Source organism: Vibrio sp. S11_S32 (genome assembly GCF_014694465.1).
GTDB classification, from domain to species: domain Bacteria; phylum Pseudomonadota; class Gammaproteobacteria; order Enterobacterales; family Vibrionaceae; genus Vibrio; species Vibrio algicola.
In genome coordinates this window covers 132,556-151,771 of the sequence record NZ_JAAUWS010000003.1, presented here as the reverse complement: position 1 = coordinate 151,771, position 19,216 = coordinate 132,556, and the positions used below count along the sequence as shown (strand labels likewise).

15 protein-coding genes and 1 pseudogene are annotated in these 19,216 nt (G+C 43.3%); 10 read left to right on the top strand and 6 right to left on the bottom strand.

Annotated features, from left to right (window positions below):
- The first annotated feature begins 3 nt into the window (after positions 1-3).
- The 3 genes from HC723_RS03460 to HC723_RS03450 are packed head-to-tail and all read left to right on the top strand — an operon-like array spanning position 4 to position 3,471.
- Positions 4-1,155 (top strand): BamA/TamA family outer membrane protein, encoded by a 1,152-nt coding sequence (locus HC723_RS03460; protein WP_153447402.1) that lies wholly within the window; start codon positions 4-6, stop codon positions 1,153-1,155.
- Positions 1,155-2,150, top strand: coding sequence for an alpha/beta fold hydrolase (locus tag HC723_RS03455; protein WP_190338222.1), 996 nt, complete (start codon positions 1,155-1,157; stop codon positions 2,148-2,150). The genes HC723_RS03460 and HC723_RS03455 overlap by 1 nt, the downstream gene beginning before the upstream one ends.
- A 58-nt stretch (positions 2,151-2,208) precedes the next feature.
- Positions 2,209-3,471 carry a DUF4056 domain-containing protein gene (locus HC723_RS03450; protein ID WP_190338221.1) on the top strand — a complete coding sequence of 421 codons (1,263 nt, stop codon included), beginning with the start codon at positions 2,209-2,211 and terminating at the stop codon, positions 3,469-3,471.
- A gap of 82 nt (positions 3,472-3,553) precedes the next feature.
- On the opposite strand, the gene yfbR is transcribed toward HC723_RS03450, so the two are convergent.
- Both yfbR and HC723_RS03440 read right to left on the bottom strand, forming a co-directional pair.
- Positions 3,554-4,216 carry a 5'-deoxynucleotidase gene (gene yfbR, locus HC723_RS03445; protein WP_190338220.1) on the bottom strand — a complete coding sequence of 221 codons (663 nt, stop codon included), beginning with the start codon at positions 4,214-4,216 and terminating at the stop codon, positions 3,554-3,556.
- A gap of 90 nt (positions 4,217-4,306) precedes the next feature.
- Positions 4,307-5,521: a pyridoxal phosphate-dependent aminotransferase gene (locus HC723_RS03440; protein ID WP_153447398.1), complete on the bottom strand. Its 1,215-nt coding sequence runs from the start codon at positions 5,519-5,521 to the stop codon at positions 4,307-4,309.
- Positions 5,522-5,668: 147 nt separating this feature from the next.
- Between HC723_RS03440 and HC723_RS03435 the strand changes: the two genes are divergently transcribed.
- From HC723_RS03435 to HC723_RS03410, 6 genes are all read left to right on the top strand, one after another.
- Positions 5,669-6,976 carry an isochorismate synthase gene (locus HC723_RS03435; protein ID WP_190338219.1) on the top strand — a complete coding sequence of 436 codons (1,308 nt, stop codon included), beginning with the start codon at positions 5,669-5,671 and terminating at the stop codon, positions 6,974-6,976.
- Complete coding sequence (menD, locus tag HC723_RS03430) at positions 6,973-8,847, top strand: 2-succinyl-5-enolpyruvyl-6-hydroxy-3-cyclohexene-1-carboxylic-acid synthase (protein ID WP_190338218.1); 1,875 nt, start codon at positions 6,973-6,975, stop codon at positions 8,845-8,847. The genes HC723_RS03435 and menD overlap by 4 nt, the downstream gene beginning before the upstream one ends.
- Positions 8,837-9,649: a 2-succinyl-6-hydroxy-2,4-cyclohexadiene-1-carboxylate synthase gene (gene menH / locus HC723_RS03425; protein WP_190338217.1), complete on the top strand. Its 813-nt coding sequence runs from the start codon at positions 8,837-8,839 to the stop codon at positions 9,647-9,649. The genes menD and menH overlap by 11 nt, the downstream gene beginning before the upstream one ends.
- Positions 9,650-9,736: 87 nt before the next feature.
- Positions 9,737-10,789 carry an o-succinylbenzoate synthase gene (gene menC, locus HC723_RS03420; protein WP_190338216.1) on the top strand — a complete coding sequence of 351 codons (1,053 nt, stop codon included), beginning with the start codon at positions 9,737-9,739 and terminating at the stop codon, positions 10,787-10,789.
- A 74-nt stretch (positions 10,790-10,863) separates the two neighbouring features.
- Positions 10,864-12,366: an o-succinylbenzoate--CoA ligase gene (menE, locus tag HC723_RS03415; RefSeq protein ID WP_238925400.1), complete on the top strand. Its 1,503-nt coding sequence runs from the start codon at positions 10,864-10,866 to the stop codon at positions 12,364-12,366.
- Between the two features lie 215 nt (positions 12,367-12,581).
- Positions 12,582-12,764, top strand: a complete 183-nt coding sequence (locus HC723_RS03410; RefSeq protein WP_225874249.1) for a hypothetical protein — start codon at positions 12,582-12,584, stop codon at positions 12,762-12,764.
- 32 nt (positions 12,765-12,796) lie between these two features.
- Here the strand turns inward: HC723_RS03410 and HC723_RS03405 are convergent, their stop codons facing one another.
- From HC723_RS03405 to HC723_RS03395, 3 genes and pseudogenes are all read right to left on the bottom strand, one after another.
- The gene (locus HC723_RS03405) at positions 12,797-13,729 is read right to left on the bottom strand and encodes a YeiH family protein (RefSeq protein ID WP_190338215.1); all 933 of its coding nucleotides are present in this window, start codon (positions 13,727-13,729) and stop codon (positions 12,797-12,799) included.
- Positions 13,730-13,906: 177 nt separating this feature from the next.
- Positions 13,907-15,175: pseudogene (locus tag HC723_RS03400) on the bottom strand (MFS transporter); the annotation flags it as partial.
- Positions 15,176-15,267: 92 nt separating this feature from the next.
- Positions 15,268-15,879 carry a TetR/AcrR family transcriptional regulator gene (locus HC723_RS03395; RefSeq protein WP_153447391.1) on the bottom strand — a complete coding sequence of 204 codons (612 nt, stop codon included), beginning with the start codon at positions 15,877-15,879 and terminating at the stop codon, positions 15,268-15,270.
- Between the two features lie 179 nt (positions 15,880-16,058).
- Here HC723_RS03395 and HC723_RS03390 point away from each other — a divergent pair, with 179 nt between their 5' ends.
- The gene (locus HC723_RS03390; RefSeq protein WP_190338213.1) at positions 16,059-16,937 is read left to right on the top strand and encodes a Tim44 domain-containing protein; all 879 of its coding nucleotides are present in this window, start codon (positions 16,059-16,061) and stop codon (positions 16,935-16,937) included.
- Between the two features lie 132 nt (positions 16,938-17,069).
- Here HC723_RS03390 and pta read toward each other — a convergent pair whose 3' ends face one another.
- Entirely contained in the window at positions 17,070-19,211 is a 2,142-nt protein-coding gene (pta, locus tag HC723_RS03385; protein WP_190338212.1) for a phosphate acetyltransferase, read from the bottom strand.
- Between the last annotated feature and the right edge of the window lie 5 nt (positions 19,212-19,216).

Genomic DNA, 19,216 nt, shown 5'->3' with positions numbered 1-19,216 from the left:
TTGATGAAAAACATTTTTATTTACTTCAGTGTTGTGGTGTTTTACTCGACCCAAGCTTGCGCGGTGGTGCCACTATGGCCAGAGAAAAAAGATCATAAAAAAAATGCGATCGATCGGATGTTAGATGGTCTTGGTGCCAGTGGCGATTATGATCCCAGTAAAAAAATAGATTTTTCGGTATTACCTGGGCCATTTTATACCCCTGAAATGGAATTTGGTATTGGCGTTTCTGCCGTCGGGCTTTATCATGCGGCCAGTGATACGAGCCATGAACAACCTTCCAGTGTGACCATTAACGGCTTTGCTTCCAGCAATTTTTCAGCCGGTATTACGGTGCATAATATTACCTTTTTAAATAATGGAGAGCATCGGCTTGAGTTATTAGCCGAAATATCAAAAGCGCCGGATGTGTATTATGGCAGCGGCTATGATGCAGGAAAAAAAGACAGTAATAAGATTGATTTTACCCATGAGATCTTCCAGTTTTCTCCCAAGTATTACTATAAATTAAGACCAAATTTATTTGTTGGGGTTGGTTTTGATTATCAAAAAGTTCAAGCCAGTAGCGCAGAATTTAATAATGTCGGCGTAGGTATGCCAGAGATATTAGATGATAACGAAGCGTTAGGTCTGGTGGTTAACTTAACGTATGATTCACGCGATTATGTATTAAATCCTTATACAGGATGGCTGTTTCAGGTGGATATGGCGCAATATTTTGAAGCACTAAGCGATGAAAACTTTACCACTTATAATGCGGTGCTATCGAACTATATTGATTTAGAGCCGGTACCAGGGGTGCTAGCTTGGCAAGTGAAAGGCGCTTTTACTAATGGTGACGTGCCGTGGAATTACTTACCCGAAGTGGGCGGTGCGGACAATTTAAGAGGCTATATTGAAGGTCGTTACCGTGATAATCAAATCCTCTACACTCAAGTTGAGTACCGTTTACCTTTATATGGGCGTACCGGCATGGTGACTTGGGTCGGGGCGGCAAGTTCGGGCGAACAAGTTAATCAAATCGGTAAAGATGTGTTAATGAGTTATGGCGTTGGCTACCGTTTTCGAGTCAAAGATAGAGTGAATTTACGTTTAGATTATGCCATTGGTGAGGATGAGTCTATGGTGTATTTCAATGTTAATGAGGCATTTTAATGAAGAATATTGGCTTAGTGATATTGTGTCTGTTACTAAGCGCCTGTAGTGCGACCACCAACCTCTATGTAGATCATTTAGAATCGAGCCTGCAAAGTGAGAATTTCACAGAGCATACTGTGACGCTTAATAACCGCGAGCATCATACTCAATTCCATTATTGGGATAACCAAAAAGTCAGTGACAATACCGTGATCCTGATACATGGTGTCGGTGGCGATGCCTTATCAAACTGGCAATCGACCATGTTAGCTTTAGGTGATAAATATCGAGTGATCGCGCCAGATATTTTATGGTATGGCCAATCGATTAGCGATCTCACTCCAAGTTTAGAAGACCAAGTCACCGCATTAGCAGACTTGCTTCAGCAGTTGGACATTCAGGGAAATGTACATTTAGTCGGCCATTCTTATGGGGGGTTTATTGTGTACGGTTTGCTCGCCAATAATGACCTCGCGACCACTGCCACTATTATTTCTAGCCCCGGCGGCGCATTTGATCAAACCGATCTCGATGCGCTAATGACTCGCTTTGATATTAAGCAACCGAGTGATTTATTTGTACCGCAAGATGATGTGGGATTAAAGCGTTTAATGAATGCCACCAGTGAAGACCCATTACATGTTCCCGCCTTCACCATGGGTGGATTTTATGATAAATATTTTGCCAGTAACGCACAACAAAAATCGTATATGCTCAATCACTTGATTGCGTCACGTGATGATTTAGTTGCAAAAGTAACGCATAAAAAATCGCAGCCTAACGGTTTGCCCCCGATGCAACTTATTTGGGGTGAAGATGACCGAATTTTCCCACTTGAAAATGGAATGTTGCTGTCGAAACAATTGAGTGCGCCTCTTTATATTGTGACCGGAACGGCGCATAATATTTTGCTAGAAAAGCCCGATACCATAAATCGATTGTTGAATCACTTTATTAAGCAACATGCTGCTCTATCGGACATAAACCTATCGCCTCAACTTGCCGTGAAATAGCAAGGCCGTAAATATAGACACTTAATATGGGCACTTTAATCGTTAAGGTAGAACCTGCATGAAAAACACACCATGGATATTTGCTTGCTTGTTGTTTGGAGTAACGGGTTGTTCATCAAACTCATGGCAAGAAACGACTCAGCCGCAAGCCAGCGATGTGGCTCAGATCCTCGCGTCGGCCAAACCTATCCGCCAAGACACGATATCAAGCGCAACCAGTTTTGAATTGCCCACCGAAGTGCGTCCTTGTTGCGCTTTTGGTAATCGTCAACGAGTGGAAGTGGGCAAGATTAAAGTGCCGTTTTTCCAACTGCCGAATACTGCAGATATTGATGCTTTAGGTTTGCATATTTATGGTTCTAGTCAGTTTTCAATGCGAAAAAGTGATGATTCATATGTGGTAGAAGGTGAGCATAATGGTATTTTGTATACCGTAAAAGGCGGCTTTATCGATCTGGCGCATGTTCGTGACACTGCCGATAATACCGTGGGGCTTTTTTATAAAATCTACCCTAAGTTGGGGCAAGAATTTAGCATCGAATTAGAGCCAGAATTAGGTGCGCGCAGCATTCACTTTAAAGCGTTCCCAACCGAGCATTTAACTGAGCAACAAAAAAGAACATTGAGTATTGAACTTGCGGCCTATTACGCATTTAAAATGGCGCAAGGGCATGAAATCTCACAATGGCATGGATTTAAAAGCTTTCCACTGTTTCCAGAGTTAGTGTCGGCTTATTCATTAGAAGATCTGTATTCCAATATGTTAGGCGCTAAGTTGGCCTCTAAATTGGTGATTGATAATCTTGCCCTTTCAGTCAATAGTTACAACCGCAATATGACAGTCTGGATCCAGCAAGCGCTTGAGTATTTACAGCCACTTAATAAAGAATTAAGTTCTGCTGCGTTTAATGCGGTAGATGGTATTTGGTGGGACTCACATGTGCCAATCCCACAAAAATACATGATATTAAAGCGTAACTATCAATTAACCATGCAACAAACACCGGCGTTATTGACTCGCTCAATAATCAATCAAGGGGACAATACAGATCTTGACCCTGTGATACCCGATGATATTAAACCGTTAACTTTATCTTTAACCGATCGCGATTTTAATATTGTATTTGATGATATTTCGTCGATGAGCATGAAAATAGAGAATAGATACCTGGATTCCTTTAGCGATCATATTCCTGCAAACTTATATCCGGATAATACCTTAGATAGCAAGGTATACCCACAGATTGGATTATATGATCAACAGTTCGATAAAAAAGAATACCAAGCAATAATGGACAAGCGGGAGCAAAAGTTGCAATAAGGGTTGTGAGTATTGAATCGTTGATGGGAGCAGAAGGATCAAACCGATGATCCTTCTATTTTACTAAAGGGGATTAATGACGTTAGCTAATCTCATCTAACGTCAGTTCAAAGCTTGGTGCGAATACGGTTAAGAAATAACGCATTTCAGGAGTTTCGCGCTGCTTTAGGGTTAACTCTAAACGGGCTTTTGCTTGTTCAAATTCATGGTTTCCTGCCGAAAGTTCTTCTAAGCATTTTAAATAAGCACACAGGCTATCGGCTTGTTTTACTAGCGCTTGATCTTGTGGGTCGATGGCATCACTAATCAAAAATGGTGCAAAATCTTGTTGTATCTCTTCGGGCAGCATTGCCACCAGTCTTTTCTCTGCTTCAAGCTCAATCTTTTTATATTCTTTAGCAATCGCTGGGTTGTGATATTTGACCGGGGTCGGTAAGTCGCCAGTCAACACTTCGCTGCTGTCGTGATACATACCCAGTAACGCGATCCGCTCTGGGTTCACATTGCCGCCAAATTTTTTGTTTTTAATGATGGCAAGGGCATGGCCGACAAACGCGACTTGCAGGCTGTGCTCAGAAATATTTTCAGCTGAAATTGAGCGCATTAATGGCCAGCGTTGGATCAGTTTCATTCGCGCCAGATGAGCAAAAAAATGGCTTGGTTGGTGCGGGTTATTATCTGGGTTATTGTTTGCGGTATTGTCCGGATTATTTTGTGGGTGGCTATTATCGAATTCAGCGTTCATACGACGTCCTGCTAGATGAGAATCATAAAGGAGAGATAGGGGAATAAAATCGGCTTTATTCAATCCGTGTCGAATAAAGCCGAATGTTCATTATTGAGAATAAGTAGACAAAAATCGCTCAAAACGACCAATGGCAACTTCAAGATCCTCTACATGCGGTAAGGTGACGATACGGAAGTGGTCTGGTTGCTTCCAATTAAAGCCAGTGCCTTGTACCAGTAATACTTTCTCTTGTACTAAGAAATCGAGCACCATTTTTGCATCGTCTTTGATGTTGTATTTTTTGGTGTCAATTTTAGGGAACAAATACATAGCCCCTTTAGGTTTGACACAAGTGATACCGGGGATCTGAGTGATCAACTCATAGGCTTTATTACGTTGTTCGAGTAAACGTCCACCAGGCAATAATAATTCATTGATACTTTGATAGCCACCCAGCGCCGTTTGGATCGCATGTTGCATCGGCACATTGGCACACAAGCGCATTGACGACAGCATATCCAAGCCATCAATATAGCCTTTGGCCAAATGTTTTGGTCCAGTTAAGAACATCCAACCGCCACGGAAGCCACACACACGATACGCTTTTGATAGTCCATTAAAAGTCGCCATTAACACATCGTCGGCTAGGGTTGCGATCGAAGTATGGGTTGCGCCTTCGTACAATACTTTATCGTAGATTTCATCAGCAAAAATGATCAAACCGTGTTGGCGGGCAATTTCCACCACTTCGAGCAAAAAGTCACGGCTATACACAGCGCCGGTCGGATTGTTTGGGTTAATCAATACAATCCCGCGGGTGGTCGGGGTGATTTTCTTTTTAATATCCTCGAGATCAGGATACCAATCAGACGACTCATCACAGATATAATGTACCGGCTTGCCACCTGCCAGTGAGGCGGCTGCGGTCCAAAGTGGGTAGTCGGGAGCGGGGATCAATATTTCATCGCCATTATTGAGCAGAGCTTGTAGAGACATAACGATCAATTCGGAGGCGCCATTACCAATGTAGACATCTTCAACTTCAAGCTCACGCAAGCCTAATTTCTGATAATGTTGCACCACCGCTTTACGCGCTGAATAAATGCCTTTTGAGTCACAATAACCTTGAGAAGTTGGCAGGTTACGAATTACATCGACTAAGATTTCATCAGGGGCATCAAAACCAAATGGGGCAGGGTTACCAATATTGAGTTTTAATATTTTTTGCCCTTCTTCTTCCATGCGCTTGGCATGTTTTAAGATCGGACCTCGAATGTCGTAGCAGACATTATCGAGCTTTGATGACATCTCGATGTTTTTCATGGCAGGTTCTCGGCTTTCGGAAATGATAGTGATTTAAGTTACACTATTTTTTAGGTGCAAACCACTGAAAAAACAGGTGAGCACAAGTAAGGGGATGAGGTATAATGCGGTTATTGAACATCATTAAAAATAGATTGAGAGGTTGGCTTGTCTGATTTGCATCAAGTGATTTTATCCTTAATTGAACGAGTGGAAAATGGACAAGCGGCGGATGGAAATCGCCTCAGTAAAAGCGTAACAATACCCAATGATTTTTGCAGTATAGATTGGTTAGAGGCGCAACCACTATTTCCTAAGTTTTATTGGCAATCACGCGATGGCCGAGAAGAAGTGATCGCTTTAGAACAACTGCATGCGTTTACCGATCCTTCTGCTGCCTACACGATTTTAGGCGATAATCAGCGCGTGTGGGGCGGTAAAGCGTTTGATAATGAGCAATCGAAAACTCAGCGTCAGTCTTGCTATTTCTTTTTACCTATCGTTGAGTTGATCCGTCAAGATGATAATTGGAGCTTGAATATCAATGTATCAAGTGACGTTCAGCGTACCTTACAAGTCTTGCATCATCTAAAAACCCAATATAGCCCGATCCCGCCACTGCAACCTCAAGTGGGTAACATTCATTATTCTCCTCAATTTAATGAATGGCAGCATATTGTTAATAAAGCTTTAAGCGCGATTGATAATGATCAGTTTGAGAAAGTGGTGCTAGCGCGTAAAACCAATGTTGAATTACCCGCGCCGATCCGAGCCACCCATTTGCTTAAAGCCAGCCGCGCGATTAATCATAATAGCTTTCATTTTTTGCTGTCGTTTTCAGAGCATCATGGTTTTATGGGCTCCACTCCAGAGCGATTATACAGCCGAATTGGGGACAGTTTAGCTACCGAAGCGGTCGCTGGAACCATTGGTCGCAGCGACGATGCACAAGAAGATGCACGTTTATCACAATGGCTATTATCCGACGATAAAAATTTGCGTGAAAACCAAATCGTCGTCGATGATATTGTGCAGTGCTTAGCGCCTTATACCAGCAATATCGACGTGCAACCGGACGCGGCTTTAATTCAACTACGAAAAGTGCAGCATTTGATTCGGCCGATCCATGCAAATCTATCTTCAAATGTCAAAGGGGTGCAATTGCTGTCGGCGTTGCAACCGACCGCGGCGATGGCGGGATTACCGCGTGAAGATGCGATCCAATTTATTCGCACTAATGAGCCCTTTACCCGTGGTTGGTACAGTGGTTCGGTCGGCTATTTTGGTCACGATAAAGCCGAGTTTTGCGTCGCGATCCGCAGTGCTTTAATTAATGATAATACCGTTAAGCTATATGCCGGTGCGGGAATTGTTCCAGGCTCAGAAGCGCAATATGAATGGCAAGAATTGAATCGAAAAACCGCCACCTTGCTCAGTCTTATTTCCGATCATAACGATAATGAGGAGTTGGCTTGAGTCAGGCAGGGATCAACCGAATTTGGGCGCAAGCTCTGTTAGAAACCTTGGCGGAGAACGGAGTGAAACATATCTGTATTGCGCCGGGATCTCGCTCAACGCCATTAAGCTTAGAAGCATTAGAACTTGCGGAGCAACATGGCTTTACGCTGCATACTCACTTTGATGAGCGCGGATTGGCGTTTTTAGCCCTTGGTCTTGCCAAAGCCAGTCGAGAAAAAGCAGCGGCGGATAAACAACAAGTAGTTGAGCGAGTGGCAATTATTGTGACCTCTGGCACCGCGGTAGCCAATTTATTGCCTGCGGTGGCTGAAACAGGGTTAACGGGGGAGTCATTAGTATTGCTGACCGCCGATCGCCCCGAAAATTTAATTGGTGTTGGCGCTAATCAGGCCATTCAGCAACAAGGTATATTTTCATCGCATGTGGTGACCAGCGTGCATTTACCAAGCCCAAGTATTGATACGCCTTTAGCGGACAGCTTGCTTGAAATCCAATCGGCTTTAGCACTGCAAGCGAGTCAAACGGGTTCGCTGCATATTAACTGTCCCTATCCAGAGCCGCTGTATTTGCAGTCTGAGCAACAAAAACTGCAATATCTGCCGTATTTGCAACAAGCACGCTGCCAAGCTAAATCTCAAGTTCAAGCTCAATGCCACAACAAGCATACCATTCAATCGGCATTGAGCGCCGAAGTGAGCAATCAACGCCAGCAAGCGTTACTCAATCAACTTGGGGATAAAAAAGGCGTGGTCATTGTTGGTAAAATGCCACTTAAACAAGCGCAGTTGGTTCGACAATTTGCCGAGCAACTCGGATGGCCTGTGTTGTGCGATCCTCAAAGTGGGATCAGCAGCGGTTGGGCGCATTATGATCTGTGGTTACAAAATGATGGCTACCAAAAGCAGCTATCGGCAGCGGATTGTATTTTGCAATTTGGCGCACGATTAGTCTCAAAACGGCTTGGTTTTTGGATTAAATCGATGGCTAACCATGAAACCTGCCCATATTGGTTGTTTGATCCTGCAGCCAGTATTTTAAACCCCGATCATTTACCACAACTGCGCACTGTCTCGTCGATTGAAGCAAGCCTTGGGTTATTACAAGTTGCGATTAACGACCAAACACAGAATACCCAACATTGGGGCGATGATTTACAACAAGCATCGTCGGTGGTGGGTAAAGCGGCGCAAAACGTGATTAATCAATCTACGGCTGTTAATCAACCGGCTGCGCTCAACCAAGCGATGGTGTTAAAACCACAAGCCGCGCTGACTGAATGTCAACTTGCCGAGCAATTACCCGCTTTGTTAGCGGCGCTAGGAAGCGGTGATTTATTTATCGGCAATAGCTTGATTGTCCGATTAGTCGATATGCTGAGTGCGATCCCAGATACATCGGTTTATACTAATAGAGGTGCATCGGGCATTGATGGTTTAATTGCCACCACTGCCGGTGTTCAACGTGAAAAACAACAGGCGATGTTGACCTTAATTGGTGACACCTCTTTGTTATATGATCTCAATTCACTGTCACTTTTAACCTGTGTGCCTAAGCCACATGTGGTGTTAGTGAGTAATAATGATGGTGGCGCGATTTTTGATTTACTGCCAGTGCCCGATGCGCAAAAACAAACGCTTTATCAAATGCCACATGGCTATCAGTTTGAATTTGCGGCCAAACAATTTGGATTAGATTACTTGCAACCCGCACTACTGACACAATGCTTGCAAGGGATAACCGATTACGTGCAACGCTTTGAACAAGGCGAAACCAATACAGCTTTGGTGGTGGAAGTGATCACACCACCCGAGCAAGCTTCCACTCAAATTCAAACTATTTTACAGGCGGTAAAAGTTCATGTTGTATAGCCAAGTAATGGATAACTCAAGCGAGGCTGGATCCGTTCAGCCAATTCCGGTGTTTTTACATGGATTTTTAGGCTCGACGCAAGATTGGAAAGGGTGTCTTTCTTATCTTAAGTCTCCTCAATCAATTCAAGTCGATTTACCTTGTCATGGTATGAGCAAATACTGTGAAGTGGATGACTTTGAAGGGGCTTGTCAGCAAATTCAATTGACCATTTTGGCACAGTTGAAAAAACGCAAATTGCCTTTAGATTCACCGTTAGTGCTGGTGGGTTACTCTTTAGGTGCACGTATCAGTATGTATGGTATTTCGCAAAAGAGCTTGCCAGAACTGAACATTAAAGGTGCTATTTTAGAAGGCGGCAATTTCGGTATCCAAGCGGAAGAAGATAAAATGCAGCGCTGGGAAGGCGATAAACATTGGTCGAAACGCTTTGCGACCGAATCAATGGAAGAAGTATTGTTTGATTGGTATCAGCAAGGTGTGTTTGCTACTTTAACTGAAGAGCAACGTGAATTGTTAGTCGAAATGCGTAGCGATAATTTAGGCTCTCAATTAGGTTGTATGCTGCGTGCGACTTCATTGTCGAAACAGCCTTATCTGCTGGATGCGTTAAAAGCTCAGTCATTGCCGTTGCTGTATATTTGCGGTGAACACGATGCAAAATTTAGAGCATTAGCTGAAGAAAGTGGTTTGAATTGTAAAATAGTCACGAACTCGGGGCATAACTCGCACCATGAACAACCGCAGCAATATGCTCAAATCGTGGATGAGTTTCTTATCTCACTTGATTTAGCTAAATAATCACAGTAAAAAGTTATTAATAAGGCGTGTGAGTATTGTTCACATGCCTTTTTCGTTTTTATAAATACGCATTAATGATGGTTTCTTATGACAAATACAACTCGCCAAGCTTCTCTTTATCGTTATCAATTGCCAATGGACAGCGGGGTGATTGTTCGCCAGCAACGCTTGTTGCAACGCGAGGGTTTGATCATTGAATTGAGTGACAACGAGCGCATGGTTTATGCTGAAGTTGCACCACTACCAAGCTTTAGTGACGAAACGGTTGAGCAAGCCCAAGCTCAGTTGCTGCCATTGCTCGAACTTTGGCAAGCGACAGGTCAATGGCCACAGTTTGAGGTGTTATATCCTTCGGTTGCTTTTGGTCTATCAATGGCGCAGTTGGAGTTGAGTAACGAACTGCCAGCACAAGGACAATACTTGACCGCACCCTTGTGCAGTGGCGATCCGGATGAATTATTGCCAGTGTTTGAAAAAATGCAAGCGGCGAAGCTATTGCAAAAAGTGGCCAAAGTGAAAGTGGGCTTGTATGAGCCTATTCGTGATGGCATGTTAGTGAATCTATTTTTAGAATCGATCCCAGATTTATATTTGCGGTTAGATGCTAATCGTAGTTGGCCGTTAGCCAAAGCATTAAAATTTGCTCAATATATTGCACCTGAATACCGCTCTCGCATCGCCTTTTTAGAAGAGCCATGTCAAACACCAGAACAAAGTGTTCAATTTGCTCAGCAAACCGGCATTAATATTGGCTGGGATGAAACAGTGCAACAAAGTGTGCAGCAGCATTCGAGCCAAGCAGAGTTCAATTTTGAGGATCTCTGCTTTGATGGTGTCAATACCATAGTGATCAAGCCAACATTGATTGGTTCGATTGCACGTTGTATTGAATTGATTGAGCAAGCAGAGAAAAATGGACTGCAAGCGGTTATCAGCTCAAGCTTAGAATCGACAATCGGTTTAACACAACTGGCTCGTTTTGCTGCTTGGAAAACGCCGCAACAAGTCCCAGGTTTAGATACGCTGCAATTGTTTAAAGCACAACTCCAGCTGCCGTGGCCAGAAAGCACCTTACCGGTGATCCCACTATTGCAACAACAAAAAATCTGGAGCAGTGTCGAACCCTCTAAAGATATTTAACCGTCAACAGCCCCTAGAGTCGAATGTTGGCGTGATTGATTCCTTGTTTTTCGACCTTTAATACGAGTAGCACGATGAACGATATGATCCAGCATTGGCATCAGCAAAGTGTGAAACAAGCCAATATGTTGAAAGCGCCTGCTGCTAAAGCAGTCGCTTTCAAATCAGCAGATTGCAGTTATAGCTGGCAACAACTGGATCAAAAAATTGATGCGGTGGCGCAGAATTTGGTAATTCAAGGATTGGCTGCTAACAACATTGTAGCGGCGGTTGGAAAAAACCATCCTGATATGGTGATCTTGTATCTAGCATGTGTGCGATTGGGGGCATTATGTGCGTTGATCCCACCGCAATCACCATCCTTGCTGCAGCAAAAACTCGATATTATCCAAGCGCAGTTCTTATGGTTAGGAGAAGGTTGTAGTGCGTTGGATTCATCTTTGTTTACCGCTCATCCAACACACAACGCACAGATTGTGGCACTTCAAATCGATGGGGTTAATAATAGTGGCGCTAGCACTGTCACTAGCCGTTCAAACCCGCAACTCAATCAATACCAGCCGACTAACCCTGCCAGCATTGTGTTTACCTCAGGCTCTACCGGCACTCCCAAAGCGGTGGTGCATTTAGCCAAGCAACACCTTGCCAGTGCCCAAGGTTTGATTGAAGAATTTGAATTTAATGCGCAAGACTCATGGTTGCTCAGTTTACCTATGTACCATGTTTCGGGCTTATCAATTATCTGGCGCTGGTTATCTCAAGGGGCGCAATTGGTGATTGGCAGCGGCGAGTTAATCTGCGATCTGCAAGGCGTTACACATGCATCACTGGTGCCGACACAGCTACAACGGGTGTTAGATGCAGCTGTGTCAGCGCCGTTAAAACTCAAACGAGTGCTGCTTGGCGGCGCACATATTCCAGTTTCACTCACCAATCAAGCGGCCGAGCAAGGGATCGAATGTTGGGCCGGTTATGGCATGACGGAAACCGCGTCGAATGTGATCGCCAAAAAATGCGATGGCTCGCCAACGGCTGGGCATGTGCTCACGCATCGTAAAATCAAACTGCAGCAAGGGCGTATTTATGTGGCGGGCGAAGTGTTGGCGGCAGGTTATTTATCGCAAGGTAAACTCACCCCTTTAGTGACTCAGCAACAACCTTGGTTTGATACTAAAGATCTCGGCATAGAGCATGAGCTAAAAGAGGATAAAGGGGATCTCTGCGAGATAGAGATCGTGGGCCGCGCCGATAATTTATTTACCTCCGGCGGTGAGAATATCCATTGTGAGGAAATTGAAGCAGCGTTAATTCAACATCCAGATATCAGCCAAGCCATCGTGATCCCAGTAGCTGATGCTCAATATGGTCATCGCCCGATTGCTTTTTTACAAACCACAAGCTTACAGACTGAGCCTGAATATAAAGCCTTCCTGCTGTCATATTTAGATAAATTCAAATGCCCAGATGGCTACTTTCTGATACCTCAATCTCTTCTCTCTACGGGAATTAAGATCTCCCGCGCTGAGTTGAAACGTTATTATCTCAATTCAATAAAGGTAATGAAGGATCAAAATTGAGTACAGAGAAAAGTGTTAAAAGTCATGGATAGCCTTTTCTCAAGCGATTAAGGACGGATAAGCGTCTTTTCGGCGTATTCAAATGGGTCAAATATTAAATGGAATTGATATAATACGCATAAAGTTATGTATTAGTCCAAATCGGAATTTATCCCCCAGCAATGATTAAGCCATAATTATCATCAAGTGCATCAAGTAAAAGCATTCAAGGATTGATGATGAAGATAATATTAGTGATTGCAGTATTGGCATTGATTGCGGTTTCGATAAGTTCGCAAGGTTTGAGCTCAGCTATTGCAGAATTAGGGGCGTTTATTTTAGTGGTGGTCTCAGCTTTTAAGTATCAAAAGCGGCGCAGAGCAGATAAAAAAGAGGCCCAAATTGAGCCTCATGTTTGATCCTAAATGTGATCATCGCGCCATATAAGGTGTTACTGAATATGAGTCAATATCCAAGTCAGGGAACTGACCGAAATAACCACCCATAGTATCACGCCAAAAATCATAGGTTTCGGGCCTGTGGCTTTTAGTTTTTGAATTGAAATGCCACAGCCAATCAAGAATAAACACAAGACTAATGTTTGTTTTGCGAAGGTATAAATCGCATGATAAACGGCAGAAAACTGTGGTACTTGGTCACTAAATACAATCGCACCGATATAGAATAAAATGAAGAAAGGAATGGTGATCTTCTTACTGTCATTCTTAAATAATAAGGCACTGATAAAAGCGACCGGCACAATCCATAACGCACGTGCTAATTTTAACGTAGTGGCAATTTGCAGCGATTGTTCACCATAAGCTTGCGCCGCGCCGACCACCGATGAGGTATCGTGGATCGCAATTGCTGCCCAAGTTCCAAACTGAGACTGGCTTAAGCCTAATGCGTGTCCAATCACTGGGAACAAAAATAATGCCACGGAATTTAACACATAGATCACAGCTAAAGACATTGCTACCGGTTGATCTTTAGCATTAATCGCAGGGGCTACGGCGGCAATCGCGCTGCCGCCACAAATCGCGGTTCCTGAAGCGATTAAATGCCCAGTCTCTCTTTCTAATCCCATTCGTTTTGCTAATAAGGTACCAATGATCAAGGTACTAAAAATAGTAGTCACAATAATGCCAAAGCCATTTTCAGTGGCGCTTACTGCTTGTTGGATATTGATACCAAAACCTAAGCCAACGATAGAATACGCTAATAACTTCTTGATGATTTTGGTTAACGGGATAGTGTGGGGAACAAAGCCAAAGCTTACCAGCAAAAAACCAATGGTTAATGCAATTGGCGAGTTTACCCAAGGGGTAAAACACATTAATGCGGCAAAAGTAAACACACCGTACTGACGTAAATAATGGATCATAACAAACCTAACAATAGCGAGAACAGAAAAGGACCGTGATAATACCCTCATTTTTAATAATAGTTGGGTTTAATATTATTAACCTATTGTTTGGTTTTTTTTAACGCTAAGAGGTATTAGATGAGTATTTTTGCTTCACTCGTTTATTATGCTGTCATTTTATGCCACGGAAGCGGCTTTATACCAAAGAAGAAAGATAACCACAGCGTTGAATGCCGCTAACAGTTCAAAAAAATCAGGAATGGATAAATTGAGCATCGCTAAACAGATGATACTAATAAGCGCGCTTGCCACCATGAAAATGGCATTGTAGATATTATTGGCGGCGATCACTTGGGCGCGTTGGTTCGGCTGCGCCAAGATTTGCATTTGAGTGTAAAGCGGCACAATAAATAACCCTCCAGAGATCCCTAAACCAAATAGACTAATGAACACACCCCACAGGGATGGCTGAGCAATAAAAGCCCATAAAGAACTGCTTGGTGTGATAATGCTTGTCGTGATAGCACTTGGGGTACTAAAGCCGAGTAAGAAACTGCATACTGAAATCAGTGCACCACCGAGTAACACTAACTTCAGATTCACTTGATGGCGGGAAAGTCTAGCGCACAATAACGACCCTACCGCGATGCCGACTGAGAACAGAGTGAGTAGCAAAGAAACACTGGCTTGATTGCCCAATAAATAGTGTTTAGTAAAATTAGGAAATTGGGTTAAATAGCAAGCGCCAAGAAACCAAAACCAGCTGATCGCTAAGATAGAGAGATAAATATGGTTGTTTTGTTTGGCGATCGCCAATGTTCGCTGAGTTTGTGTAATTGGCTGCCACTGAAATGGCTGGTGGCTTTTTTCTGCAGGTGCTGCTGGGATCTTATTGCTGGCGATAAAGCCCAATATAGAAAATATGATCACCATCACTGCTGCTATCACTTCTGCATGACCGCTACCAGCAATAAAGCCCGCGCCAATAGTTCCAAATAAAATGGCCAGAAAAGTGCCAGTTTCAACCAATGCGTTGCCAGAGACTAATTCACCTGCTTTAAGATGTTGCGGTAATAACGCATATTTAACGGGGCCAAAAAAGGCTGATTGGGTCCCCATCAAGAACAACAGGATTAGCAAGGAGAGGTAGCTATGAAATAAAAAACCAATTGCGGCCAGCAACATAATGATGACTTCTGCCATTTTTATTATGCGTATAAGTTTCGACTTTTCATAGTTATCAGCCAAGACACCAGCAGTGGCAGAAAAGAGAAAAAACGGCAGAATAAAAAGGCCAGCAGCCAAATTAATAAAAATATCGGAGGATACGGGGAGGGTGTCTACTGCGGCGAATGCCACCAATAATAACAGTGTATTTTTGAAAATATTATCATTGAAAGCACCGAGGAATTGAGTGATGAAATAAGGCAGAAATCGACGTTTTTTCAATAAAGAAGATGACATAAATTGTCTGCCTTAAATAAGATAAATCAAGCATGTTGTTGCTGTATCTCGATTGGTGTGACTCACATCAGAGCTGCGATTTTCTCACATGACTATTGTTTTAAATCAGAAGCTTTTAAACCAGAGAAATAATTATCAAAGAAGTTATGGATCAGTGCTTTGCCTTCTAACTCAGAGTTAGTGTAAAACTGATCACCAATACTAAGCTCAGTAATACCATGCACAGAACCCCAAATGATTCGGCTGATGGTGACTACTTTTTGCTCGGATTGTTCAGGATCTATTAACCTGATTTGAGTTTCAAGCATTTGGATAACGCGAAATATTCTTTCAGCGGCGTGTTTGGGTAATTCATCACCATGCATATTATGCTCGAACACTAACTGCCAACGATGGGGTTGACGCGTCGCAAATTCAAAATAACAAATAGAGAAAGCTTCTAAAGTATCAAGTGGTGATAATTCTTGTTTTTGAATTATTTCATACTCTTGATATAGCTCATCCAAGGTTTGTCCAACCACCTCGAGCAGCAGTAGATTATAACTACCAAAAACATTGATTAAAGTGCTGGGTACATAGCCAATCATAGTGGCAATTTTACGTAAACTTAATGAATGGTAAGGGCGTGTTTCTAAAAATTCGCGCACCTTATCTAATGTAAGCGCGAATAACTCTTCACGCGTGTGGTCATTTCTTCTTGCCATAGGAAACCGTAGGTAATTAATATAGGTGAATAATACGGAGAATGTCAGTGTAACGTCAAGGCGTTATAGCATTATTTGATGCGGGTACTGCAATATTCTGAAACATAGCATAAGTAGATTCTTCTTAGATAGCAGCTATGATGCATACAGATTCTTCAATTTAATAAGAAAGGAATAATATGAAACGTTTTCTTGTCATGATGGTTGCATTGGTGACGGTAACGATGATGTCAGTACCAACAGCTGAAGCGAAGCGCTTTGGTGGTGGTAAATCATTCGGTAAAAGCTTTAAGACAGCGCCAGCGCCAAAACAGAATATGCAAAACACTAATAACCTAAATAAACCAGGCGCAACCAATTCACCACGCCGTGGCATGATGGGTGGAATGCTTGGTGGTTTATTGGCGGGGGGCTTATTAGCGTCTTTGTTTATGGGCGGTGGTTTTGAAGGTATTCAATTTTTCGATATTCTGATCATTGCGGGTATCGCTTTTGTGGCATTTAAGTTTTTACGCGGCATGATGGGGGCAAAACAAACAACCATCAATCGAGGTCCTCAAGCTGCATACTCTGCTGGCGCAATGAATCGTCAACAGTTCGAACAACCTAACGTACAAAATTTTGAACAAACTCAAAATGGCGGTGGTTTTGGGGCGACAGGGCAATCGGATGTTCCGCATAACTTCCCACCAGGATTTGATCGGGTGGCATTTGTGGAAGGTTCGCGTGAACATTACCGCACGCTGCAAGGCGCATGGAATTTTAATCAACTAGAAACGATTGAAGAATATGTTTCCCCAAGTTTGTTTGAGCAATTAAAAGCGGAACGTGCCGAGCTTGAAGGTGAGCAACATACTGATGTTATGTTTGTTGATACTGAAATTGTTCGCGGTGAATACGATGCCTCAAAAGCACAGTTAAGCTTGCAGTTTAGCGGTCGTTACCGTGATACTGTGGAAAACGTAGAGCAAGATATTGATGAGGTATGGCATTTAGAACGTGATTTAACCGCGCAAAATGCACCTTGGTTGATTGTTGGTATTCAAACTAACTCATAACCTTAATAACCGTAGCTCGGCTTTAACCACGAGCTTAGGTAATAAAACAAGCTTACGTAATAAAAAGAAACCCCAGCAATTTAATCATTGCTGGGGTTTTATTTTTTGCGAGCTTAACAATCTAATAAAAGATTATTTAGCGTCTTGTTGACCGGCTTGAATAGCGGTTAGAGCAACAGTGTAGACGATATCGTCAACCAATGCGCCGCGGGACAAATCGTTCACAGGCTTGCGCATGCCTTGTAGCATTGGACCGATTGATACTAGGTCTGCAGAGCGCTGTACAGCTTTGTAAGTTGTGTTACCCGTGTTTAGGTCTGGGAATACAAATACAGTCGCTTTACCGGCTACAGGAGAGTTAGGCGCTTTAGAAGCCGCAACGTTCTCCATGATAGCAGCATCGTACTGCAGAGGACCGTCGATAACTAAGTCAGGACGTTTCTCTTGAGCAATACGAGTTGCTTCACGTACTTTATCAACGTCTGCGCCTTTACCTGAAGTACCGGTAGAGTATGAGATCATCGCAACGCGAGGGTCAATACCGAATGCTTTGGCAGAATCGGCAGATTGAATTGCGATTTCAGCCAATTGCTCAGCGTTTGGATCTGGGTTGATTGCACAGTCACCGTAAACCAATACTTGATCAGGCAGTAACATGAAGAAGATTGACGATACGATAGAAGCATCTGGCGCAGTTTTGATGATTTGGAACGGAGGAACGATAGTATTTGCCGTGGTGTGAACCGCGCCAGAAACCAAACCGTCAACTTCGCCCGCTTCAAGCATCATAGTGCCTAAGAATACAGAATCTTCTAGTTTCTCGCGTGCCACAACTTCAGTCATGCCTTTCGCACCACGTAGTTCAACTAAGCGTGCCACGTAGTTTTCACGAACGTTAGCAGAATCGATGATCTCAACGCCAGCACCAAGCTCAACACCTTGCTGTAGTGCAACACGACGAATTTCGTCAGGGTTACCAAGTAGTACACAAGTTGCGATACCGCGTTCAGCACAGATAGCTGCCGCTTTAACTGTACGTGGCTCATCACCTTCTGGAAGCACAATACGTTTGCCAGCACGACGAGCAAATTCAGTTAACTGGTAACGGAATGCTGGTGGGCTTAGACGACGAATGCCTTCAGTGCCTTCAGATAAAGAATCAATCCAAGGACCATCGATGTGGCTTGCCACGTGATCGTTGATGTATTCAATACGTTCTTTATCGTCTTGTGGTACTTCAAGGTTAAAGCTTTGTAGGTTTAGCGAAGTCTGCCAAGTGTTACCTTGAGCTTTAAAGATCGGCAGACCTGATTCAAATGCAGGCTTACATAGATCAATAATTTTCTCAGGGATATCGTAACCACCGGTTAGCAAGATCGCACCAATTTCAACACCGTTCATAGAAGCAAGTGCCGCAGCAACGATCACGTCTGGACGGTCAGCAGAAGTCACTAATAGTGAACCTGGCTTGAAATGTTCAATCATGTTTGGCAGAGAACGTGCACAGAAAGTAATGCTCTTAATACGGCGAGTATTGATTTCACCTGCATTAATGATGTCCGCATTTAAGTGCTTGGCCATATCGATAGCACGAGTGGCGATCAGTTCAACATTCCAAGGCACGCAACCTAATACACGGATTGGGCTAGAGTTGAAGATCTGCATTACTTCGATATTCGCTTGTGCGATAGTTTCATCAAAGATGTCAGACAGGTCAGGACGAGTACGGCCAGCTTCATCCACAGGTGCATTTAGCTTGTTGATGATAACGCCAGAAATGCTCTTGTTTTTAGTGCCACCAAAGTTAGAACAAGCAACCTCAATACGCTCTTTAAGTTGCGCTGGGTTGTTGTTAGCAGGTGTCGCAACAAAAACGATTTCTGCGCCAAGCGTTTTGGCGATTTCAGCATTCACTTGGTTGGCAAATGGGTGCTTACGTGTTGGGACTAAACCTTCAATTAGCACGACTTCAGAGCTAGTGCTAACAGCATTGTAACGGGCCACGATTTGCTCAAGCAATTCGTCCATTTTTTCGTTACTAATGAACGCGCCTGCTTCAGACATTGGTGTTGATTCGGCAATCTTCATATCACTGCTTGCTGCGATGATGCTAGAGGTTAGATCTGGCACATCTTTGCCGCCACGAGGCTGAGCGATTGGTTTGAAGAAAGAAACATTAACACCCTTACGCTCCATCGCGCGTAGGACACCCAAACTAACACTAGTAAGACCAACACCAGCGCTAACAGGAACAAGCATTATAGTACGAGACATGAAAA